The 22556-nt window shown below is 57.0% G+C and carries 19 protein-coding genes; 16 read left to right on the top strand and 3 right to left on the bottom strand.

The features are described from left to right. Window positions 1-37: 37 nt before the first annotated feature. Window positions 38-2029, bottom strand: coding sequence for a methyl-accepting chemotaxis protein (locus QMG93_RS34435; protein ID WP_281944417.1), 1992 nt, complete (start codon window positions 2027-2029; stop codon window positions 38-40). 226 nt (window positions 2030-2255) lie between these two features. Here QMG93_RS34435 and QMG93_RS34430 point away from each other — a divergent pair, with 226 nt between their 5' ends. The 11 genes from QMG93_RS34430 (at window position 2256) to QMG93_RS34380 (ending at window position 14396) form a co-directional block, all read left to right on the top strand. Further along, window positions 2256-3725, top strand: a complete 1470-nt coding sequence (locus QMG93_RS34430; protein WP_281944416.1) for a glycosyl hydrolase — start codon at window positions 2256-2258, stop codon at window positions 3723-3725. A 48-nt stretch (window positions 3726-3773) separates the two neighbouring features. Further along, a complete protein-coding gene (locus QMG93_RS34425; RefSeq protein ID WP_281944415.1) occupies window positions 3774-4241 on the top strand; it encodes a DinB family protein in 468 nt (155 codons plus the stop codon). Window positions 4242-4427: 186 nt separating this feature from the next. Then, complete coding sequence (locus tag QMG93_RS34420; protein WP_281944414.1) at window positions 4428-5378, top strand: DMT family transporter; 951 nt, start codon at window positions 4428-4430, stop codon at window positions 5376-5378. Between the two features lie 146 nt (window positions 5379-5524). Continuing rightward, a complete protein-coding gene (locus QMG93_RS34415; RefSeq protein ID WP_281944413.1) occupies window positions 5525-6697 on the top strand; it encodes an acyl-CoA dehydrogenase family protein in 1173 nt (390 codons plus the stop codon). 108 nt (window positions 6698-6805) lie between these two features. Beyond that, a complete protein-coding gene (locus tag QMG93_RS34410; protein WP_010493105.1) occupies window positions 6806-7252 on the top strand; it encodes a hypothetical protein in 447 nt (148 codons plus the stop codon). Between the two features lie 19 nt (window positions 7253-7271). Then, window positions 7272-8147: a tetratricopeptide repeat protein gene (locus QMG93_RS34405; protein ID WP_216794394.1), complete on the top strand. Its 876-nt coding sequence runs from the start codon at window positions 7272-7274 to the stop codon at window positions 8145-8147. Window positions 8148-8150: 3 nt separating this feature from the next. Then, entirely contained in the window at window positions 8151-9569 is a 1419-nt protein-coding gene (locus QMG93_RS34400) for an ATP-binding protein (protein WP_281944412.1), read from the top strand. Between the two features lie 91 nt (window positions 9570-9660). Continuing rightward, window positions 9661-9816, top strand: a complete 156-nt coding sequence (locus tag QMG93_RS34395) for a hypothetical protein (protein WP_281944411.1) — start codon at window positions 9661-9663, stop codon at window positions 9814-9816. A gap of 34 nt (window positions 9817-9850) precedes the next feature. Continuing rightward, entirely contained in the window at window positions 9851-10885 is a 1035-nt protein-coding gene (locus tag QMG93_RS34390) for a hypothetical protein (RefSeq protein ID WP_281944410.1), read from the top strand. A gap of 244 nt (window positions 10886-11129) precedes the next feature. Beyond that, a complete protein-coding gene (locus QMG93_RS34385; protein WP_281944409.1) occupies window positions 11130-12149 on the top strand; it encodes an AI-2E family transporter in 1020 nt (339 codons plus the stop codon). Between the two features lie 156 nt (window positions 12150-12305). Beyond that, on the top strand, window positions 12306-14396 hold the full coding sequence (locus QMG93_RS34380) for a septation ring formation regulator EzrA (RefSeq protein WP_281944408.1): 2091 nt from the start codon (window positions 12306-12308) through the stop codon (window positions 14394-14396). Between the two features lie 75 nt (window positions 14397-14471). Here the strand turns inward: QMG93_RS34380 and QMG93_RS34375 are convergent, their stop codons facing one another. Next, complete coding sequence (locus QMG93_RS34375) at window positions 14472-16124, bottom strand: stalk domain-containing protein (RefSeq protein ID WP_281944407.1); 1653 nt, start codon at window positions 16122-16124, stop codon at window positions 14472-14474. Between the two features lie 238 nt (window positions 16125-16362). On the opposite strand from QMG93_RS34375, the gene QMG93_RS34370 reads away from it, so the two are divergent. From QMG93_RS34370 to QMG93_RS34355, 4 genes are all read left to right on the top strand, one after another. Then, window positions 16363-17388: an ABC transporter substrate-binding protein gene (locus QMG93_RS34370; protein ID WP_281944406.1), complete on the top strand. Its 1026-nt coding sequence runs from the start codon at window positions 16363-16365 to the stop codon at window positions 17386-17388. A gap of 61 nt (window positions 17389-17449) precedes the next feature. Continuing rightward, complete coding sequence (locus QMG93_RS34365) at window positions 17450-18499, top strand: FecCD family ABC transporter permease (protein WP_413789368.1); 1050 nt, start codon at window positions 17450-17452, stop codon at window positions 18497-18499. Beyond that, entirely contained in the window at window positions 18496-19509 is a 1014-nt protein-coding gene (locus QMG93_RS34360) for a FecCD family ABC transporter permease (protein ID WP_281944405.1), read from the top strand. The genes QMG93_RS34365 and QMG93_RS34360 overlap by 4 nt, the downstream gene beginning before the upstream one ends. A 36-nt stretch (window positions 19510-19545) precedes the next feature. Further along, window positions 19546-20112, top strand: coding sequence for a DJ-1/PfpI family protein (locus QMG93_RS34355; RefSeq protein WP_127461576.1), 567 nt, complete (start codon window positions 19546-19548; stop codon window positions 20110-20112). Between the two features lie 47 nt (window positions 20113-20159). Here the strand turns inward: QMG93_RS34355 and QMG93_RS34350 are convergent, their stop codons facing one another. Beyond that, window positions 20160-21005, bottom strand: a complete 846-nt coding sequence (locus tag QMG93_RS34350; RefSeq protein WP_281944404.1) for a DUF5643 domain-containing protein — start codon at window positions 21003-21005, stop codon at window positions 20160-20162. Between the two features lie 195 nt (window positions 21006-21200). Here QMG93_RS34350 and QMG93_RS34345 point away from each other — a divergent pair, with 195 nt between their 5' ends. Then, window positions 21201-22283 (top strand): copper amine oxidase N-terminal domain-containing protein, encoded by a 1083-nt coding sequence (locus QMG93_RS34345; RefSeq protein ID WP_281944403.1) that lies wholly within the window; start codon window positions 21201-21203, stop codon window positions 22281-22283. Window positions 22284-22556: the final 273 nt, after the last annotated feature.

Here is a 22556-nt window from a genome sequence, read left to right as displayed (position 1 = left end):
GGATTGGAGGCGGTGCTCTTTCTCGTTATAGCGGAAGTTATACCTTGAACTTCAGCAGCTCTTCGTTGAGCTCCTGCGACATCGAGCTCAGCGATTTGGAGGAAGACGAGATTTCCTCCATTGAAGCGAGCTGCTGCTGGGAAGCAGCTAAAATTTCCTGCGCGTTCTGGAGGGAAGCTTGCGAGATGGTGACCAGCTCGGTCATCGAAGCGCTGACTTCCTCCGTTCCGGCCGACATCTGCTCGGAGGCGGCGGAAATTTCCTGAATTTGCTCCGAAATGCTTTGTACGGACGCATAAATGTTTTGGAACAGCTCTCCGGCTTCGGTAATCAGCTTGGAGCCTTGACCGACGTCGGCAACCCCTTGATTCATCGAGGTCACGGCCGCACGGGTCGAGCCCTGCACCTCTTTCACCAGGCCGGCGATATCGTCGGCGGATTGTTTCGCCTGCTCCGCCAGCTTCTTGACCTCATTGGCGACGACGGCGAAGCCTCGGCCGTGCTCCCCGGCGCGCGCCGCCTCGATGGAGGCATTGAGCGACAAGAGCTGCGTCTGATTCGAGATATCCGCGATGACTTCGACGATGTTGCCGATTTTTTGGGACAGCTCGTTGAGCGCCGCCAAATCGGATGCCGTCTGTCCGACCGAATCTTGAATCGACTTCATTTGGCGAATCGCCGAAGTGACGAGCTGGTTACCTTCCCGCGCTTCCTGCGCCGAGGCGAAGGACAGCTCCGAGACGTTGGAGGAGGATTCGGCGATTCTTTGCACGCCGACAGCCATTTCCTCCATCGCCTTCGATGTCTGCTCTGCGCCTGTCGCTTGCGCCTCCGAGCCGTTGACGACTTGCTGAATCGCCCCGGCGACGTGATTCGAGGTTTCGACCGATTGATCCGCAATCGCGTTCAGCTCCTCAGAGGAAGCCGCGACATGCTCGGCGGTCGCATGGGCTTGCTGGACCATGCCTCCGATCGAACTCAGCATCGTATTCATGTTCTGAGACAGCTGCCCAATTTCATCCTTGGACTTGACCGGGAGTCTTGTTGTGAAATCGCCCGTCCCGATCCGCTCGAGAAGCTGGGATAGAAGCACGATCGGCTTCGTGTTGGCTCTGGAGATGAGCAGCGCCAAGAGCGTGTTGATGACCACGAATACGGCGATTAAAATCCAGGAGATCAGCTTGGACTTGGCAATTCCTTCGTACACTTCGGCGGTCGGAGCGACCGTGACGATTTTCCATCCCGTAGAAGGCACGGTATCGTATGCGGCGATATTTTCGCCGTTCGAGGATACGAAGGTCACCATACCGCTCCCATTGGCCAAGATGTCCGACCGGAACATCGCCGCTTGCTCTGCGGTGAACGCCTCTTCGACTTTTTTGCCGACGGCTTCCACATCCGGGAACGTAACGACAGTGCCGTAGGATGTCACCAGGAAGCCGAAGCCGGTTTTTCCGAATTTGATATTAGACGTCAGTCCGGACAAAATCTCGGAGTTGAGCACAGCGGAAATCGCCCCGGTAAATTCGTCCTTATCATTCAATATGGGTACGTTCAAAATGATAACGTTCTTCCCGGATTTGCGGCTCACGATCATGTCGCTGATCGCAGGCTTCTTGGTTTCACGAGCCTGCTTGAAGTAATCGCGGTCGGTGATTTGACTGACGCCGCCGTCCGGGCTGTAGCTGCCTCCGTTGACGTCCACGTAGGAATAGTATTCGACCTCGCTGTCGATTTCCCCGAACACCTTCAGCACCGGTTTGATCGCTTCGACGTTGCCCGATTTGAGCACCGGATTTTTTTTGATCATCTCTTGAACGAGTTCCGTCCGTTTACGTACCCAGTATTCCATATATCCGACATTGGATGAGGCCAGACTTCTCTCTTTGTCGCGGGTCTCGTTTTGAATTTCCGCTGTCAAGTAATTGGCCAAAAAGATGGTGCTGCACAGCAAGGGGAATAAAGAAAGCACCAGTAATAATACGGTTAGTTTGATACGGATTGAAGTATTGACCCACTTTTTAAGCATGCAAGTTCCTCCCGGTTGTAAGTTCGAGCCCAATTTATGTCGTCTTGCGGCAGTGGCCGAAAGCATCTGGTTATTATATCGGTGCCGCCAGGAAACAAAATGATAGCCATGCGTGCAATAAATAAAAAATTAATCAAACTTTAGAATTGAACGATTATTTTTTTCGTTGCGCTCCGACTTTTTCCAAGCTAAGCTCATAGTATGGAAAGTTCAGGAGGGGTCCCAGATGCGATGGACGGCAATTCCGTGTGCGGGCAAAATCAGTATCGCCGCCGTGCTGGCGCTGAGCTTGTGGTATGGCGCAGCCGGCAAAGAAAGCGGGGCAGCGGCCGCGGCGTCTCCCGACATGCTGTACGAGGCGGAGGACGCCCGGACGGAGGGGACAGTCATAGCCGCCACGCGGCCCGGGTTCTCGGGGACGGGCTATGTTACGGGCTTCGAGCGCGCCGGGGAAGCCGTACGGTTCACGGTGAACGTGGAGGCGGACGGGTTCTACCCGCTCAAGATCGGATACGCGTCGCCCTTCGGCGATAAGACGAACTATGTGGAAGTGAACGGCAGCACGGCGGGGGAGAAGTTGTTTCCGCAGACGGAAGCGTTTACGGAAATCGATTTCGGTCAAGTGCAGTTGGAGGAAGGCGAGAATGAGATCCGTATTTCCACCTACTGGGGCTACTTCGACGTCGATTACATCCGGCTCGGAGCGATGCAGCCGCGGCCCGCGATTCCCAAGGTAACGCCAAAGCTTGCTACACCGAAGCCCTCGCGCGAAGCGCAGGCTTTGATGGACTACATGACATCCCGCTACGGGAAAAACATATTGTCCGGCCAGCAGCGCACCTCCTCCGAGGAGCTGGACTATATTTACCGCATCACGGGGAAGCTGCCGGCCATGGCCGGGTTCACCGCAACGGATTTTGGCGATAATGCGCTGGAGTGGGCGAAGTATGGCGGGATCGTTTCTGTGGAATGGCATTGGCCGGCGCCGATGGGGGGACATGAGTTTTTCGCTTCCAAGACGACCTTCGACGTGGCGAAAGCCGTGACCCCTGGCACGGAAGAGAACCGCATGCTGCTCCGGGACCTCGACGAGATGGCGGAGAAGCTACTCCGCTTCAAGCAGGCGGGCATCCCGGTCGTCTGGCGTCCGCTGCATGAGGCGGAGGGAGGCTGGTTCTGGTGGGGAGCCAAGGGGCCGGAAACCGCGAAGCGGCTGTACAACCTGATGTTTGACCGGTTTACCGGCTACCATGGGCTGGATAACCTGATTTGGGTATGGACGACATCCGATACGATCCATTCGAAGGATTGGTACCCCGGCGACGACAAGGTCGATATCATCGGCGTGGACCGGTATATAAAGGACGGCGATTACAGCCCGCTGCTGAGCGTGTACGATACGCTCGTGAATATGACCGGGGGCAAAAAGCTGGTCGCCTACCTGGAGAACGGCCCGATCCCGGACCCCCGCCAGCTCAAAAAAAATAAGGTCGGCTGGATGTATTTCAATACGTGGAACGGCAAATTTCTGATGGACGGGAAGGTCAACGCCGAGCAGCATCTGCGGACCGTGTACAATCATCCGTATGTGATCACGCTGGACAAATTCCCTTCGCAAACGATTTACGGCAAGCCGCCGGAGCCTTATCCGTACCCGGCGCGCAAGGAAGCCCCGCAGCCGGTTACCGCGCATTGAGCGGGTCGGCAGGGCAGGAACTCTAATTTCGAATAAGAGGTGGGACTTATGCAAAACAGTCCAAAGCTGTTCGAGCATTTGAACTGGGCCAACCTTCGGATCTTGGAACGATTGAGAAGCGGGGAGGCCGGCAGCCATCCGAAGGCGGTTGGGCTTTTCGCCCATATCTTGCAGGCGGAGCGGATTTGGCTGACCCGGCTGCAGGGCAAGGACAGCTCGGCGCTGACGGTCTGGCCCGAAGCCGATCTGGACTTCTGCGGCCGGATGGCCGAGAGGAATCACGAAGATTACACCGCTTATTTGGCGGGCCTGACCGCTGCCGAGTGGGACCGCGTTCTCCGTTACACCAATCAGTCCGGCAAAGTGTTCGACACTTCGGTCGGGGATATTTTGACTCACGTGGCTCTGCATGGACAGTATCACCGCGGCCAAATCAACGCCTTGCTCAGTGCGACCGACACGGAGCCTGTGAATGTGGACTTCATTACCTTTGTTAGAGAAAAAAATGGCGCATAAGCGAAGAGGCCGTCCCGGCAAGTAGATTTGCCACGGGCGGCCTTTCGTCCGTTCCCGGACGAAAACAGGGACTTTTCGCCGGGCGGGCCGCAGTGGTACCCTCCGATTCGGGGCTCAGTGGCTCTAACCGCAGCGGGTAGGGCATGGTATAGTATCCGCACGTGAACCAGAAGGAGGAACTCGTCCATGTCTATGTCCAAGCCTTGGGCGGCTTATGCCGCCATGACCTTATCGATGATGACCGTGGGAAGCTCGGTCGTCGCCGGAAAGCTGCTCGTTCAATCCGTCCCCGTATTCGTCGCTTCCGCTCTCCGTTTCGGGATCGCCGCCGCCCTGTTGATCGCCTTATGGTTTATTTTGGACGGAAAGAAGCCCGTATGGGTCAAAAGCGAAGTATACCGGATGCTGCTTATGTCGTTCTGCGGGTCGTTTCTGTTTTCGGTCTGCCTGCTGTACGGCCTGCAATATACCGGCGCTGCGGAAAGCGGCGTCATGACCAGCACGACTCCGGTATTCGTCGCCCTGCTCTCGGCGCTCCTGCTTAAGGAACGATTGACGCCGCCGGTCATGCTTGGCGTCGCCGCCGCTGTCCTCGGGGTGGTGGTTCTGCACATCGGTGAACCGGTCGGGACGGAGGCGGGGACGGGGGCTGCCTGGATCGGCAATCTGCTGATCCTCCTCGCCGTAGCGAGCGAAGCGTTATTTGCGGTCATCGGCAAGGGGCTCACCGGCAAATACAGTCCGGTTCTTCTGTCGGCGATCTCGTGCACGCTCGGGTTTCTGTGGTTTCTGCCGCTTGCGGTTTACGATGTCGTACGGATGGAAGGGCTTCATCTGACCGCCGGCGAGTGGTCGTACATTTTGTATTATGCGGTCGTCGTGACCGTGCTGGGGTACATCCTGTGGTACGCCGGAATGAAGAAGGTTCCGGGGTCGGTCTCCGGGCTGTTCACGGCGGTCATTCCCGTCACTTCGATCGTACTGTCGTTCTTCATTCTGCAAGAGCAGGTGACTTGGCGTCACGGCATCGGCGTGCTGCTCGTCGTCGCGGGCATCTTCGGCTATGCGCTCCTTGCGTCCGGTACCCGCAAAGGATGGCAATCGTCCCGTTCCTCGTATGCGGGCAAGAAAGTTTAACGCGCGGCTATGCCATCCAAATCAATCCATAATATAATTGAAAATAGAAACCGGGTTGGCATGTTCGGAAAATTCGTCGTAGGCTAACCCGGTTCAAAAACATATTATTCTCATGCGAATAGTATTGAAAAAGGGGTGTGCATCAGATGAGTCCAAATCAACCTTCGGATATGTTCATCCGCAGCGAGCGTGAGGCTGAACTTGCCGCGTTGGCGGACCGATTGGCGGCACGCTTCGCGCAGCGGGCGCCGGAGCATGACCGGGAAGGGAGCTTCCCGTTTGATAACTTCGCCGATCTGAGGCAAAGCGGTTACCTTCGGCTAACCGTGCCGCAGGAGTACGGGGGCGACGGAATTTCGCTCTATGAGCTCGTGCTGGCCCAGGAACATTTGGCGCGCGGAGACGGCTCGACGGCGCTGGCGGTCGGCTGGCATGTCGGGCAGATGCTTCATTTCCGCTGCACCCGGTATTGGCCTGAAGCCTTGTTCGCCCGATTTTGCGGCGAGGTGGTGCGCGAGGGAGCGATGATCAACCACTTCGGGACGGAGCCGGCGACCGGCAGTCCGAGCCGGGGCGGGAAGCCGCAGACGACGGCGATCCGGACCGAAGGCGGCTGGCTGCTGAGCGGACGTAAAACCTACAGCACCTTGAGCCCGGTGCTGAACCATTTTACGGCAACGGCCGGAATCGAAGGGGAGGACGCGACCGGCGTCTTTTTCGTCCGGCGGGGTCCCGGCATCCGGGTGGAAGAGACGTGGGATACGATCGGCATGCGGGCAACAGGCAGTCACGACCTCGTGCTGGAGCATGCTTTCGTGCCGGAGGATGAGCTGCTTGGCCGATCGGACTTGGGCGGGCCGCGTGTCGACGACGGCGACGGCTGGCTGCTGCATATTCCCGCATGCTATATCGGCATTGCTCATGCGGCAAGGGATTTTGCGATCGGCTTTGCCCGGGATTACCGGCCGAACAGCTTGCCCGGACCGATCGCGGAGCTTCCCCATATCCGCCAGCAGATCGGCCAGATGGAGGCGGACCTGATCACAGCCCGCACGCTGCTGTATGCGATGGCCGACCGGTGGGACCGGGATGAGGCCGGACGGGCTGCGCTGAAGCCGGAGCTCGGGCTGGTCAAGTACGTCGCGACGAACCATGCGATCCGGATCGTCGATGCCGCGATGCGCATCGTAGGCGGCGCGAGCTTGTCCCGCAAGCTGCCGCTGGAGCGGATGTACCGCGACGTCCGCGCCGGGCTGCACAATCCTCCGATGGACGATGTCGCGCTGCAGCGGCTGGCGGCACGTGCGTTAGCGGAGTAAGCGCAGACGGCGGGGTCCTGCGAAATTCGGGTAAATTTTTGCAAGCCGCCAGCCGATATTGGTAAGAGAAACACACGTAACCAAGAACGAACGATGGGGGCATTAAAAGTGAGTTTGTACGAAGCCAGCTTGTCGCAGGAAACGATACGCCGTACCAAGTCCTACGATATCGGCAATTTGTTCTATGTCGCGTTTTTCGGAGGCGTCATTGCGCTTACCGTGCTGGCGAACCGGACCGGCCGCTGGCTGCATGTGAATCCGAACGTCTTACGGGGCTTCATCCTGGTGGCAGCCCTGCTGTATCTTGGCAAAATGGGGTTTTACTACGCTTATTTTCACCACATGATCGAGCTGGAGCGCGTTTATGTAAAATATATCGCCCGGGCCGCGGAGCTGCTGCTGTTCGGCGGGTACTATCTTGCGCTGCGCCAGCCGTACCGGCAGCATATGCTAACCGTCGGAGAGAGCGAGCCGCTCAAGAAAAGCGGCATCGTATGGTGCCTGATTTCCGCCGGGATCGAAATCGTTTCGATCGTACTGTTGATCGCACTTTAAGGCTGGGGGGCTGCGGTTCGTGGACGAAAGAGCAAGCAGGGCATTGGATTCGAAAATCGACCATTATTTGGGCATGCGGCGCTACGCCAAAGTGATCGAGCTGGTGAAGGAAGGACTGGCTGATCATCCCGGCCAGGCGCGGTATTATTTTTATCTCGGCGTCTGCTTTTATTCTCTGGAGCGCTACCGCGAAGCGGAGGAGAATCTGCAGGAAGCTCTGGTGCTTGGTTACGATAAAGAAGCGGTATTCGAATGGCTCGGAGACGTCTACACCAAGACGAAGCGCTGGGTGGAGGCGGAGCGGGCGTATCTGGATGCGCTGAGCGATAACCCCGAGAGCGCACGGGTTCATGCGTCTTATGCGATGCTCTTGAGGGAGACGGGGCATCACGACAAGGCGAACCAATTGATGCGGAAGGCGCTTGAGCTGGACCCGGAGGACGATTATGTGGTACGTTCCCACTACATGTTCGCGCTGACGAAGGACAGCCGCTTGCAGCAAATCCAATCGCTCGAGCGGTTGATGCAGGTGTCGGGCGATCAGATCGCCATCGAGGTGCATCTCGGGCTGGATGCCCTGTATCGCGACCGCCTGACCGACGCCCGCGACCATTTCCGGCAAGCATTCCTGCTCGATCCGACGAATAAGGAGCTTGCGGAGCTGCTGGAGGAGCTGGATTGGGGGCGGCATCCGGTGCTCGTCCCGCTTCGGCTGGTCGAAAAAATCGGCGGCCCCATGGTCGTCTACGTGGTCGGTCTCGGCGCGATGCTGGGGACCCGGGCGCTCGGATGGGAGCAGGCGACGATCGTGCTGCTCATTCTGTATTTTACTTACTTGATCTATTCGTGGACGGCCAAGCCGCTGGCGAAACTATTAACGAGAATCCGAGGATAGCGTATGGACAAGATCAATTGGCTGGAGCAAATGACACAGAAGCAGCCGGAGGATGCACAGACCTGGTTCTGGCTCGGCAAGGAGTACGAAGCCGCGGAACGCTGGCTCGATGCGATTCAGGCGTTCTCCAAGGGCTTGACGTATGCCCAGGACGATGCCCTGCGCGGCGAAATCGTCGCCGCGTTGTCCCAGGTGACGGCGCGGCTGCAGCAGAGCGCGGCGGCAAGCGCTCCGGCGGATGCTGCGGCAAGCGCTCCGTCACCGGCGGAGTCCCGGACCGAAAGCCGGCCGGACACTTCCGGCGGCGACAAAGTGACGGAGCTCTTTCCCGACCGGGGGCTGGAAGCCGCGGAGTGCGGGGACCTGCCCGAGGAGCGTGCGGACTGGCAGGACGAGCTGTTCGGGGAGCCGAAGCCGGAGGAAGACGGGCCGGATGAAGACGAGGCGAATTTCCCCAGCGTTCCGGGCAGGCAGTCGACGGCGTTCCGTCCGAAGGTCCATCCGGGCCTGCAGGTGGTGGCCGGCGGCAAGGAACCCGCTCCCGAGCGGAAAGCCGACGTTCCGGTCATTACGTTCGAGCACGTGGCGGGCCTCAAGGACTTGAAGAAAACGATCCAGATGAAGATCATCAGCCCGTTTTTCAATCAGGGCTTGTTCGCCAAGTTTCGGAAGAAGACGGGGGGCGGCGTGCTGCTGTACGGACCGCCCGGCTGCGGGAAGACCTATATGGCCCGGGCGACCGCGGGAGAATGCCGGGCGAAGTTTATTACGGTGCACATTACGGATATTTTGGACCCGTACATCGGGATAAGCGAACGCAATCTGAAGGAAATGTTCGATAAAGCGCGGGCGCAGCGGCCCAGCGTCATGTTTTTCGACGAAGTCGACGCGATCGGCTTCAACCGTTCCAAGTCGTCCTCGCTCACGAGAGGCTTGGTCGATACGTTTCTGCACGAGATGGACGGCATCGACAGCGATACGGACCACCTGCTGATCATCGGCGCAACCAATATGCCGTGGGACGTGGACAATGCGCTGAAACGCCCCGGCCGGTTTGACCGTCTTGTCTTTGTCGAGCCTCCCGATGTGGAGGCGCGGGAGCACATTTTCGCGCTGCAGATGCATGAGCGGTATGCCGAGAAGCTGGACACGGCCAAGCTGGCGAAAGCGACGGAATTTTTCTCCGGCGCGGACATCGCGAACGTTTGCGAGCGTGCGGTGGAGCGGGTGCTGATGGAAATTCTCGAAACCGGCGTCGAGCGTCCGCTCCGGATGCGGGACATGGAGGAAGCGCTGGCGGAGGTACAGCCATCGACGCTGGACTGGCTGCGGACGGCCAAAAACTACGTCAAATACGCCAATCAGGGCGGGATGTACAACGATATCGAGCGGTATTTGCGCAAGCACGGGAAGCATATTTGACCGGTGTGGGGCGCGCCCCGAAACAGTTGAAAGTGGAAGTCCGGAATGCTATCATTTAAGTACTATCATCATGTATGGAAGAGGAGCCCGATTGTGCGTCGTTCGGGCTTCTCTTTTTTGTAAAACGGGCCGGGAGGAGGTGGCGCTCCGCAAGACGGAGACGTGCCGCCCGCATGCGTTGGTGCTCGACGTCATGATGCGCAAATTAAGTCCGGCGAAGACGCTTTTACCGCGGTGTATCATTTGAAATCGTAGAGAAAACAACATGAGGTGGAGTGCAGATGATGAAACGTGCTGGAAGGATGGCTGTTCTGGCGCTGCTTGTCGTGACGATCATGACAGGGTGCGGAAGCGGCGACAACTCGTTGACCGTGAAGGAGCCGCAAGGGCAGACGACTTCTCCGCAGCCGGGGACGCCCGGTTCGGAACCGGTTCGCGGCAAGGACCTGCTGAAGCAACTGGACATGACCGCTTCGGGAGCGAAGGAAGCCCGGGAAATCACAGCGTTTCTGGACGCCAACTTGCAGAAGGCCGACGTGAAGACGGCGGACAGGATGCTGCTGCGGCTCGAGCAGTATTACGATCAGCTGCTGCCGGGCGTGAACGCCAATTTCAAGCGGATGCTGGAGCAGCCGGGAACGGCCGAGAAGCTGCGCGAGCTCGGGTTTCCTCTCGATTTCAATAAAATCCAAAACGACGATACTCTGAAGCAGTGGCTCCTGTGGCAAACCGAAGGGAAGCTCGCGCTGGACATGAGCGGGGAAGGCGATTTTTATTGGAAAATTGACTATGAGGCTTTGAAGAAAGCGTACGCTTCCTTCGCGTCCGATGATGTGAAGGCTTACCTCGCCATCCGGGCGGCGGAATCGAACAAGACGTTCTTCGACGACGGACGTCTGCTGATCGGACGTAGCGAGCTTGCCGATCGCATGCTGCAAGCGGAGAACTACTTGACGAGCTATCCCTCCGGCCATCGAAGGACCGAAATCAAAGCGCTGTATGTCGATTATATGGAGCAGTACATTCACGGATACCGGTACGATGCCATCGATGAAAGCACGATGAAGCTGCTTCCGGCGGTCAAGCGCAGCTACGAGCAACTGGTGAAGCAGCACCCGGATACGAAAACGGCGCAGATTGTGCAGGATTACCTGGAGGAGATCAATCGGAACAAGGACGTTATCTACCATCCCGGCAAAAAAGGCGAGAGTATCGTCGGCGATCCGAAGCGGAATATCGGCGAGTTCTGGAGCGGGCTCCGGGGCCGGATCGATGCCGCATTCCAGTCAACGAAGCAGCAGCAGGGGGCAGAATAAACAACAAAACTGAATAAAAAACGAAAAAAGGACGATAAAAGCTAATGAAGCGTTTGAAAAAGGCGATCCTCACATTGGCAGGCAGCGGGGTCTTATAGCGGGACACGTTCCCATGCTGTCTCTTTTTGCCTTTTGAACTATTTATGTCAATCGGGCGCGTTTCCCTGAAACTTTCGTTCCCTTTGCTTCGTATACTGCATGGGAAGTTTTATTCCTTATTCCGGCGGAACAGGAGATTAAATGTATGGAATGGCTTAAAACGATGTTTACCAACCTGACGGTAAGAAGATTCGCCATATTGCTCATAGTTTGCTTTTTGCTGTTCCAAATTCGGGATATGCTGAATTTGGTGCTGCTGACCTTCCTGTTCACCTTCATCATGTACCGTCTGCAAGGGTATGTCACGGCGCAGTTGAACCGTTTCATCCGGATCAACAGCAAGACCGTCGTGATCTTGCTGTATTTGATCATTTGCGGCCTGTTGGGCTGGGCGATTGCTTACAATCTGCCCAAGGTTATCGTCCAAATCAAACAGCTGTACGACGTCGTGTTTACACTGATGAACTCGCCCCAGCCGGATGACGAGCTGTCCAGATGGATCGCGGGCGTCTTGAAGGAATTGAACCTGCAATCGTATGTGAAGCAAGGCTTCGAGTATGTGCTCAAGATCAGCAACTGGGGAACGACGTTTATTTTCGCGCTGCTGCTCAGCCTCTTCTTCATCCTGGAAAAGAACCGCATCGTCCGGTTCACCTCTAAATTTAAAACGAGCAAAATCGCTTGGCTCTATAACGAGCTGGAGTATTTCGGCCGGAAGTTCGTGCTTTCCTTCGGCAAGGTGATCGAAGCGCAGCTGTTGATCGCCGTGTTCAATACGATTTTTACTGCGATTGGGTTATGGATACTGGGGTATCCGTATTTATTCGCGCTGTCGATCATGGTGTTCCTGCTTAGCTTGATCCCGGTGGCGGGGGTTATTATTTCGCTTATTCCGCTCTGCATTATCGGCTATACGCTCGGCGGCTTGCTGATGGTCGTCTATGTGATCGTGATGATTACCGTCCTGCATTTCCTGGAAGGGTACTTCCTGAACCCGAAGCTGATGTCGTCCAAAACGAATCTGCCGATGTTCTACACGTTCATCATCCTCATCTTCTCCGAGCACTATTTCGGGGTATGGGGGCTCATTATCGGGATTCCGGTGTTCGTCTTCCTGCTGGACATTCTTGATGTGAACGTGGACGAACGCTCGGGCAAGGGATGAGTGGGAAGCTGGTATGAAGACAAGGTGCCTTCGGGCGCCTTTTTTTTGTTGCTTGCAAGTGAATTACGGGTACCATAATCCGACAAAAAAGGATGTTGGCCTGCCTCCGTTTCTAGTATAATCTTCCTATAACACCGATGCGGACGAGGTGGAAGGATGAAAAAAATACTGCTCGGCGTCCTATTGATGCTAGGCTTGCTGATTCACCAGAACGCACTGGCCGACCCGGCTCCTGTAGGCGGTGTGCCATCGGAGAACGTTCCGGCCGACCCGGCTCCGGCGGTACAGCCGCCTGCAGAGAAGGCGCAGGAGCTGCCGGCTGCGGTTCCTGCTCCGGCAGATGCCCCGCAGTCGGGGAAGATGACCATCTCCGCCAGCACGTTCTTCCTGGTGCTGGGTACGGTACCGGTTTTGCTTGTCGTGCTCGGCTGCGGAATCGTCTACAAGCTGAGGGTCAGCTGGCTTCGCCGCAGGGCGCAGCGGCTGCTGGTGAACGTGATGAGCGCAGCCGAGGAGTTAAGACCTTACGAAGGGAATGCAGAGGGAAGCACCGAGTCCATCGTGAAGCAGGCGGACGAGCGGCTGGCGAACCTGACGGTGGCTGTCAGCCGGCGGTTGACTGTGTTGATGGAAACGAAAATTTTCTTTCTCCGCTTCATCAAGCTCTCGCGGTTTATCCGTGATTCGAAGGGCGAACTCAAGCGGTTGAGGACGTCCTTCAAGGAGGTTCATGCCGAGGTCCGCCGCGTTCTGGAAGCGGCTCAGGCCCTGTCGCCGCGGCTTCAGCGGCTTGTCGATCAGCGTGCCGCCGTAGAAGCCGAGGCGAAGAGCCGGACGGAGGAGCTTGCGTTTCCACTGAACCAAACGTACGAAGAGCTGGAGCGGCTCCGGCGGGAGCTGCAGCAAGCGACCGATGCGGCGCGGCTCGACCCGGTCGGAGCGCAGCGGATCGCGTCGCAAGCCGAAGCCCGGCTGCAAAGCATCAGCCGGGATATGAAGGACATTGACGTCTATTTGAGCGAATACCGGGCTTTTCCGGGCCGGTTGGACCAAGCTGAGGCGAAAGTGAAGAAGCTTGTGGAAGAGCATCGTCTGAATCTGCTTCATATCGATCCTTACGGGAGCCTTGCCGAGGCCCGGAGGCTGTCGGAGGACATGCTGGAAAATCTCAAGGTCAGCAGCCTTGAACAGGTTAGAACTACTGACGCGCAAGTCGGCGGCCTTTTAAAGGCCGCGGTCGAGATGACGCAGCGGCATGCGACGTTCCGACGGCAGAATCCGAAAGACATTCAGCAAGTGCAGAAGAAGCTGTGGGACTACCGAACAACGGACGCGGCGCTCGCGCCGGCGCTTGCGAGAACGCGTCAATGCTATGCTCAAGAGCATTGGCAGGACATGTGGAGTCGTTACGGAACAATCGATCGGCATGTGAAGCAGATGGAACAACAGTTGCCCGAGGTGAAACGGCAATCCGACGACGAGCACCAGGATTACGATACCGCCAGAAGCTCCTTGGACGACATGCTTGCACGGCTGCGCGAGGCCGAGGAGACGCAGCGGCAATGCCGCAGCGCCATCGAGCAGTTGGACCGGGTCTACGGCAGCCTGAAAAGCAAGCAGGAGCAGGCGTGGTCGGCGCTTGACATGGCAGTGAAGCAGGTGAAGCAAAACAATCTGCGCTTCCTTGTGGCGGACCAGGTCGACATGGTGCTTGCAAGAGCGGAATCGTTAAATAACGAGCTGAATCAGCGGCTGTTCGTCCCACCTTATCGTCTCGGAGCGATTGAGCAGCACGTTGTCCGTTTAACCGATCTCGTCAACGAGTTTGTCGGAACCGTCAAGCAGAGGCTGGAGCAGAAGCGGCAGGCGGAGAGAGCGCTTAATCAAGCGCAATCGAGCTACCGCTCCGCACGCGCCAAGGTAAGATCCAGAATCGAGGTTCGAAGGTTCGACGCTCCTCATACATCCGTTATTCAGCGCGTAGAAGGTCTCATTGCCGGAGGCCGCTACATCGAGGCTGTCCACGAATGTCATGATATGAATAAAATTATAAGCGAGATGAAACGACTGTATCAGCGGGAAATTGAAGAAGAACAAAGAGCAGCGGCGGCACGCCGGGCAAGCGCTTCGAGCTCAAGCTCGGGCTTCTTCGGTTCCTCCGGCTCTTCCGGATCTTTCCGCAGTTCCGGCGCCTCCGATGACGATGACGGTGGAGGGGATGGCGGAGAAGGAGACGAAGACGAATAGACAGCGTATGAAAAAAGGCACCGCTCCTGTTTTGGCAGGATGCGGTGCCTTTTGCATGAATGGGTCCGGGCCCCATCAGTAAGTAATCATGACCGTTCGCGTGGCTTCGGCGTAATCTACCTTGGCCCCCAGCACTTCGGCCAGGAGGCGGACCGGGACCATCGTGTTGTCGCCGACCAGCCGGGCAGGCGTATCGGTTTGCCGCAGGTCGCCGTTCACTTCGTACGCGTTTTTCGTCGTGTGAAGCGTGACCTTGAGCGTTCCTTTCGTATATACGGCCGCGCGCTGCTGCTCGTCCCATTCCACGTTCGCTCCGAGCGCCGCGGCCAGATCGCGGATATACAAGTACGAGGAGCCGTCGACGATGACCGGCGTCCGCTGCATCGGGAAGGAGACGCCGTCGACCGAGTAGTTGCTGTCATCCAGTCCGAAGCTGGCTTTACGCTGAATCGGCAGGACGGTGACCGCTTGCTTGAGGTAATCGGACGCATTCCGGTGCAGCTTCGTTTTTCCGAGCTGCGGCAGCGGTTCCGTCGTGAAATTCCATTCTTTCGATTCGGTCGTCGTGGTGCCGTCTTTTTTGGTCACCTGCAGGCTCAGCTTGACGAGATAAGTCTGATCCGCCTGCAGCGGCTTGCGCGGCAGCAGAATGATGGCATTTGTCAGTTTGTCGTCGTTTTCGGGCGAATTCGCGAACAAGTCGACCTTTTGCTTCGCATTGTCGGTCAATTCGGCGCTCAGCAGCTTGATTTTGTCCACATTCTCGCCGAAATATTGGGCCATGATCGGGTAGCCGACAGGGTAATTGCCGCTCGTATGCATACGCAGCGGGTCCGGGGCTTCGTTCCCGTCAAAGGACGTTGGCACATACCGCTCCCCTTCCGCCGGCGAGACGACGATCGGCGAGTTTTCGCTTGATCCGAAGCCGAATTCGATGATCGTGTAATCCCCAACTTTGGCAATACCGACTTCTTTGGCATCCGGGTTCAAGAATGGGGAACGGTGGTACGGCGCGTCGAACAGCACGTCGACCGTCTCGCTGATCGATCCTACGTGATATGCGGCGTCTTCTCCGAGCTTGGTCGAATACCCGTAATAAGCGGCGCGCTCCAGCGGCGATTGGCCGAAAAATCCGGCTTTGTTCGGGTTCTGAGCATGCAAGCTCTCCGTGCTTTTTTCGCTTTGGGCGATTTTGTTCGCATCCAAATATTTCGCGTGCGCCTTCGCCATTGCGAGAAGCCGGTCGTTCATTTGAAGCTGGGGAAGTCCGTACAGCACCCGGTAGTCGTTAATGGCGGCGAGACCGGCCAGATCCTCCGGGGACGGAGCCTCGAAGCGGCTGATCGCGCCTTTCGCGACGGTAAACGACCACGATTGCTCGATAGGCTTATAGCCCGGATAGGTGATCGACATTTGCACGGTGTAATTTCCGGGCGCAAGATCTTTGTCGGGCGTATAGTTGAACGTCCCTTTGTCATGGTCGTAACTGACAGGCACGCTCTGCCCGTTCAGCGTCATGGTGTAAGACGAGGGCGCAAAGGCCAAATCGGTATCGAAATAAAACGTAAGATTCGGCTTGGTGACGCCGACGGTTCCTTTGGGAGCCGCCTCGTAGGAATAGGAGGACGCTTGGGCGTGGGGTACGGGAATTGTAAGACCGATACACCAGAGCATCAGCGCCAAGGATAGGAGCATCAGAGATTTGCCCAGGCGGGCGGTTGAATTCAAGGGAAATACCTCCTTACTAAATGTATGTTAGGGGTGCGGACTTCCTCTCTTACAACTATTCGGCATTGGCGGGGGAAACCCTTTTTAGAAAAAATTTCCAGACCACAGCGAGCACGAAGTGCGGGGAGAAAACGTTACGGAAATTCGTATGATAATGATTATCATTGTCGCCGAGGAGGTGTTTTGTTATAATGAGTGCCGACCGGAAGATCATACCTACGCAAAGGGGATACATAACATGAAACTTCTTAAGCCTCTGTTTCTGCTGGCTGTTATCACCTTGATCAGCACCTTGCTGTTCGGCTGCTCCCAAGAAGGCACGCCGGACAAGTCGGCCGAAGCCAAACCGGCTTCGACGGAGACGAAATCCGCATCAACCGAGATGAAAAACGCAGGCTCCGCTGCCGCTCTAACCATCAAGCATGACCTTGGTGAAACGCTGGTACCAGGTTCCCCGCAGAAGATTGTCGTATTGGAGCTGGGCTTCATTGACGCGCTGCTGGATGTCGGCGTGAAGCCGACCGGCGTCGCCGACGACAATAAACCGAACCTGATTGCTGCCGAGGTGCTGAAAAAAATCGAGGGCTACACCCCGGTAGGCACCCGTGCGCAGCCCAGCCTGGAGAAGATCAAAATGCTGCAGCCCGATCTGATTGTCGCGGACACGGACCGGCATAAAAACGTATATGCGGAATTGTCCAAAATCGCGCCGACGATCGCCTTGAAAAACTTGAACGCGGATTACGACGATACGCTCAAGACGGCGCTTACGGTTGCCGAGGCGGTCGGGAAACGAAGCGAGATGGAGAAGGTGATCGAAGCTCATAAGACCAAGCTCAAAGCGCTGCAGGCCAAAGCGCCGCAAGGGAAGCCGAGCGTGCTGCTCATCGGCAATACGAACAACGAAATCGCGGTGCGCAGTCCGGAATTTTTCACCTCGCAGCTGCTGATGCAGTTCGGGTATACGTATGCTTTGAAGGATGCTTCGAAATATGCGTCTACCTCGACGAACGCAAATTTGACGTTAGAGCAGCTTCTCGAAATCGATCCCGACACGATCGTACTGATGTCCGCCGAGAGTGACAAGCGTGACAAAGAGGGCGGCCGGCCGATCGAGAAAGATCCGCTGTGGAAAGACCTCAAGGCGGTGAAAAACAAGCAAATATACGAGGTGGACCGGTATGCCTGGTCGCTTCGCCGCAGTGTGCAGGGAGCGAATGTGATGATCGACCAGGCGGATAAGCTGCTATTCGCAGCCAAATGATCTCGGCCTCAACGTTCTGGCTTAAGTTCGGCATATTCGATAGCGAAGGGGTCGGGTACTAGTGGATTATTCCGTACAGCCGCTCACGGAAACAAAAGCGACCCGGAGGCGCGCGGCCCGGATCGCTCTGGTGGCTGCGGCCGGTTTCGTGCTGCTGACGGTAGCGCTCTTGCTGTCCGTTGCCGTAGGCTCGACGTCGATGCCGATATCGTCCGTTCTGACCGCGCTGCTTCACGAGGACGGGTCGCGGACGCACAGTATTATCCGGAACATCCGGATTCCCCGCACGGTTATCACGGCGCTCGCCGGGGCGAATTTAGCCGTTGCGGGTGCATTGATGCAAGCCGTGACGCGCAATCCGCTCGCTTCTCCGGGTATCTTCGGGATCAACGCCGGGGCATCGGTGGCGGTCGTCTTTGTGACCGTCACGTATCCGTTTGTGACGGGCGGATATACGGTGGCTGCTGCTTTCGTAGGGGGAGCCGCAGCGGCGGTCGTCGTCTTCGCGATGGCTTCCGTCTTCAAAGGAGCTCATATGGAGGTTAACCTGGCCCTGACGGGAGTGGCCATCCAAGCGATCCTGTCGGCGGCGACGCAGGCGCTGCTGATTTTCAACGAAACGAAAACCGATAGCGTGCTGTTCTGGCTCGCAGGATCGGTTTCGGGGAGAAAATGGGAGCATGTCCAAACGCTCCTCTGGTGGGGCATTCCCGCGCTTGCCGCTGCCTTCGCGCTCGGGCGCTCGGCCTCCATCCTCAGCTTGGGCGAAGATATGGCCCGGGGACTGGGCCAAAGCGTATGGAAGACCCGGAGCTTGATCACGCTCGTTGTCATCTTGCTGGCCGGCGTGTCCGTAGCCGTCGCCGGTCCGATCGGTTTTGTCGGGCTGATGGTGCCGCATATCGTGCGTTATTTGACCGGCGCGGACTATCGGGCGGTGATCCCGCTGTCTGCCTTGCTAGGGGCGGTGCTGCTGCTGCTCGCGGACCTTGCCTCCCGCTTCGTGCTGTTTCCGTATGAGACGCCGGTGGGCGTCGTCACGGCGCTGATCGGCACGCCGTACTTTATTTATTTGGCCCGCCGCAGGCGCAAGGAGGGGAACGGCGAATGAACCGACAGCATGCTCCTGTTGCGGCAGGCAGACGGCGAAACGCCGGTGTTCTCGGCCTGCTGGCGCTCGCGACCCTGCTTTGCTCCATAGCCAATATCGGCATCGGGGATACGAAGCTCGGAATCGGGCCGATCCTGGCGTCGCTCGTCGGCCAAGGCGACCCGAACACGGCTTCGATTATTTTCGATTACCGACTGCCCCGCATTGCGCTGGCGCTGCTGGCCGGTGCCGGTCTGGCCGTCGCGGGCGTCATCGCCCAAGGCGTCATGCGCAATCCGCTCGCCGCTCCCGATACGCTCGGCATTACGGGAGGCGCGGGGCTGGCTGCGGTCACCGTGACGCTGCTGTTTCCGCTGTCAGCGCCCTCGGCGCTCATGGCAGCGGCCTTCGGCGGCGGTATCGCTGCCGCATTCGCCGTGTATTTGCTCGCTTATCGCAGAGGCGTCGCTCCCGTCCGGCTGGCGCTCGTGGGGGTGGCCGTCAGCGCGTTTTGCTCCTCGGGCATTCACCTGCTAGTGTCGCGGGCGACGCCCAACGTGAACACGGCGCTCATCTGGCTCAGCGGAAGCTTGTGGGGCAGGTCATGGGACCAGGTGCTGCAAGTGCTGCCTTGGACGCTGCTTCTCATACCGCTCGTCTGGCTGCTGGCCGTTCATCTGGACGTGATCCGTCTCGGCGACCCGGTCGCCCTTGGACTCGGCGTCAAAGTCGAGCTTCTGCGGGCGTCTCTGCTGGCGCTGGCCGTCGCGCTGACCGGTTCGGCCGTAGCCGTGGTGGGCACGATCGGGTTCGTCGGGCTGATCGTGCCGCATGCCGCCAGGCAGCTTGTCGGGGGACGTCACCGCATCTTGATCCCCACGGCGGCTCTCCTCGGCGGGCTGCTCGTTCTCGTCGCGGACGCGCTCGGCCGAGGACTTGTGCCACCGGTGGAAGTTCCCGCCGGATTGGTCGTTTCGGCAGTCGGCGGCCCTTATTTTCTTTACTTGCTCTGGCGTCAGTCGAAACGATGAGATATATTTAATTTATGAGGGGAAGGGAAGCTTCAGATGAAAATTGCCTTGGTTATTTTTGATCGGTTTACCGATCTGGATTTGTTTCTGCCGTGGGACTTGTTGAATCGTGTCCGTTCCGTCGCGGGCGTGGAGGATTGGCAGGTGAAGATCGTAGGGACCAAGGATACGCACGTGTCCGATGCCGGGCTCCCGATCCAGACGATGGGGACGATCGACGAACTGCAGGAGATGGACGCGGTTCTGTTTACAAGCGGCGTGCTGGTCCCGGAGCTGATTCAAGACACAGAGTATATGGCCCGCCTCAAGCTGGCTCCGGACAGGCAGTGGATCGGTTCGATGTGCTCGGGGGCGCTCATTTTGGCGGCGTTAGGCTTGTTGGATGGTAAAGAAGCGACGACGTATCCGACCCGCAGGAAAATGCTGGAGAAGATGAACGTGAAGGTGGTCGCCCAAGATTTCGTCAGCGACGGAAGAATCGCGACCGCTGCCGGCTGCCTGGCCGCCCAACAGTTGGCGGAATGGGTCATCGCGTCCGCGATCAGCCCGAAGGTCGCTGCACAAGTATTGAGAACGATACAGCCGGTAGGCAAAGGATTGTAGCAAAAAAATAACCCGCGTGGAGCGTAACTCCTCGCGGGTTGTTGTCGTTATTGCGGAAGCTGAACTTTCATCTCCAGCTCTTTCAGGAACGTCACAGGGGTCATGCGCTTGGTCAGCACCTCAAGCTGGGCTGTCGGGTCCACGGCCGGAAATTCCAGTTCGTACTGGTAGACGCCGTCCTCTACGCCAACCAATTCCGTGCGAATCACATCAAGCTGCTTCCCGTTTTGTACAAGCCAAGTACCCGTCTTCTGAACGGATGCCGTTTCTCCGGCGATCGCCAGTTTCAGAATAGTTTTATCCTTGCCGAAGTCCACGCCGGTTACCGACATGCTGCCGATTTTGCCTTGATCGAGCGTTAGCGGATACTGACCGGTCAATGGCGCGGTCACATTTGCTTTATCCGAAAACATCGTGCTTGTATCGTCGTACCAGCCTCCTACATACGGCCGAATGGTCAGCTCCTTGGGCTTGCCCTGCAATGGCTTCACATTTTCGGTATAGTGGGGCACGAAAGAGCCATCCGGCTGTTCTTGGAATTGCTCTTTAGCCTTTTGGTATTCGTAAATCCATCCATTGTCGTCCGTGACCAAATAACTCATTTTCATGAGCTGTTCATCGACTTCTTTCGCAATCCCATTCGGGACGTGGCGGGCCAAGACAAATTCGGTCGTCTCCGGAGAGGCCGACAGCGACTTTAACGTGAGCGTGGCCCCGCCGTACTGCTTTTGGATGGCCGGGTTCAAATTGAAGGTTTCTGCGTCTTGAGTGGCAACCGGCACTGCGGCGGTTTGGTTTGCAGAAATGGCAGTTGCATCGGCCCGAACGGCCAGCGGTGCGAGTCCTCCTAATAATACGGCTGCGCTTAATACGGCAATGGTTGTTTTTTTCATTGTGGTTTGCTCCTCCTCTTTTTGGGTCGTACACCTTATAGGCGAACGAACCGACGACTCGGTTCATGGGTGAACCGAATTCGATTTTGTTTCGCCTTAAGATAAGGAGGTGTTTTCGTCCGGCCCAAGCGGCGATGATTCGGGGCGAAAACTCAGCACCGCCGCAATCCCTTATATGGAAAGATGGAGGATAGGATGATGTTGAACAAACGAAAATGGATGTCCGCAGGACTAGGTCTCGCATTGCTTGCCATGGCGCTGCCTCTTAACGGAGCGACGGCTGCCCCGGCAGGAGCCGGAACCGGCGCATTGACCCTTGAGCAGGTCGCCAAGGAAATCGAAGGGAAGAAGCCGAGCCCGTTTTATTTGGAATGGAAGCAGACGTCCACGTTCGAAAATGGAACGAGCAAGGTTGTGTCATACAAGCAATGGGAGGATGTGCCGAATGCCCGGTACCGATCGGAAGTCAACTATGACGGAAGCGGCAAAACGATGAGCACTTCGATCATCAACGGAGACGACGGAGTTTTCATCACGGAAGGGAAAACAAGCGGAGTAAAGTTGAAGGGGATGGAATGGGAGGGCTTCTCCAGGATGTCCAAGCAAAAACTTAAGTCACTGTTAGAAGATAACGAAGCTCCGGTTTTTAAAGGAGAAGAAACGTTCCTTGGCCGGGCCGCCTATCACCTGTCGGGTGCAAGCAAGCCATTAAATCGAAAATTCACGGATGCCCAAGGGATCGAGAGAGTGGATAACGGGGTCGTCCCGGCCAGAGAGCAATGGTTCGACAAAGAAACAGGCATATTGCTGAAAGAAACCACAACCGATCCGCGTGGCGGAGGCAGCGAGAGTATCGTAACGTCAGTTGATTTCACGCCAGTATTCGGCAGCGATACGTTCAGTTTCGAAGCGTCCACAGGCGGCATCGACGCCATTAAGGTAACCATTGACGGTGCCGCGCAAAGCTTCGAGCAACCACCGGTTATCGTCGAAGGCAGCACGCTTGTGCCGCTAAGGGCGATTTTTGAAAAGCTGGGCGCCACGATCGACTGGAACGAAAAGGAGCAGTCCGTGACCGCCAAGAAAGGGACGACGACGGTATATTTGAAAATCGGCGATAAACATGTCACGGTCGGCGGTTCGGCCAAAACGCTGGAAGTGCCGGCGCAGATCGTGAACGGACATACGATGGTCCCAGTCCGTTTCATCGGCGAGGCGCTGGGGGCGGAAGTGAAGTGGGAGCCTTCGTCCCAAACGGTTATTATTACGAATAAATAACGGGATAAAATAAATTAAACCTTGGTTTGGGTCACGGTTGGTCGTGCCCGAATCAAGGTTTTTTTGTGAAATTAATTACAATTAAGTATAAAAAATATAAATATATCTATATAATGTAAACTTGCTGTCCGATATACTACATAAAAATAAAATTTTTAGGATTGCGAATGCGGCAGAACCTATTCGCACGACAGTCAGAAGTAACGATAGTATTCGACGACGTTGATGAGCAATTAACAACCAATCCATTTTTCTCGAAGTATTGGAGGATTA

It is taken from the genome of Paenibacillus tyrphae (assembly GCF_027925525.1).
Taxonomy (GTDB): Bacteria; Bacillota; Bacilli; order Paenibacillales; family NBRC-103111; genus Paenibacillus_G; species Paenibacillus_G tyrfis_B.
This window is presented reverse-complemented; position numbering and strand designations above follow the sequence as displayed.

Bases quoted from the DNA above. Each gene is read 5' to 3' on its own strand.
- QMG93_RS34435 (WP_281944417.1), bottom strand. From the start codon at position 2,029: ATGCTTAAAAAGTGGGTCAATACTTCAATCCGTATCAAACTAACCGTA.
- QMG93_RS34430 (WP_281944416.1), top strand. From the start codon at position 2,256: ATGCGATGGACGGCAATTCCGTGTGCGGGCAAAATCAGTATCGCCGCC.
- QMG93_RS34425 (WP_281944415.1), top strand. From the start codon at position 3,774: ATGCAAAACAGTCCAAAGCTGTTCGAGCATTTGAACTGGGCCAACCTT.
- QMG93_RS34420 (WP_281944414.1), top strand. From the start codon at position 4,428: ATGTCTATGTCCAAGCCTTGGGCGGCTTATGCCGCCATGACCTTATCG.
- QMG93_RS34415 (WP_281944413.1), top strand. From the start codon at position 5,525: ATGAGTCCAAATCAACCTTCGGATATGTTCATCCGCAGCGAGCGTGAG.
- QMG93_RS34400 (WP_281944412.1), top strand. From the start codon at position 8,151: ATGGACAAGATCAATTGGCTGGAGCAAATGACACAGAAGCAGCCGGAG.
- QMG93_RS34390 (WP_281944410.1), top strand. From the start codon at position 9,851: ATGATGAAACGTGCTGGAAGGATGGCTGTTCTGGCGCTGCTTGTCGTG.
- QMG93_RS34385 (WP_281944409.1), top strand. From the start codon at position 11,130: ATGGAATGGCTTAAAACGATGTTTACCAACCTGACGGTAAGAAGATTC.
- QMG93_RS34380 (WP_281944408.1), top strand. From the start codon at position 12,306: ATGAAAAAAATACTGCTCGGCGTCCTATTGATGCTAGGCTTGCTGATT.
- QMG93_RS34370 (WP_281944406.1), top strand. From the start codon at position 16,363: ATGAAACTTCTTAAGCCTCTGTTTCTGCTGGCTGTTATCACCTTGATC.
- QMG93_RS34360 (WP_281944405.1), top strand. From the start codon at position 18,496: ATGAACCGACAGCATGCTCCTGTTGCGGCAGGCAGACGGCGAAACGCC.
- QMG93_RS34355 (WP_127461576.1), top strand. From the start codon at position 19,546: ATGAAAATTGCCTTGGTTATTTTTGATCGGTTTACCGATCTGGATTTG.
- QMG93_RS34350 (WP_281944404.1), bottom strand. From the start codon at position 21,005: ATGAAAAAAACAACCATTGCCGTATTAAGCGCAGCCGTATTATTAGGA.
- QMG93_RS34345 (WP_281944403.1), top strand. From the start codon at position 21,201: ATGATGTTGAACAAACGAAAATGGATGTCCGCAGGACTAGGTCTCGCA.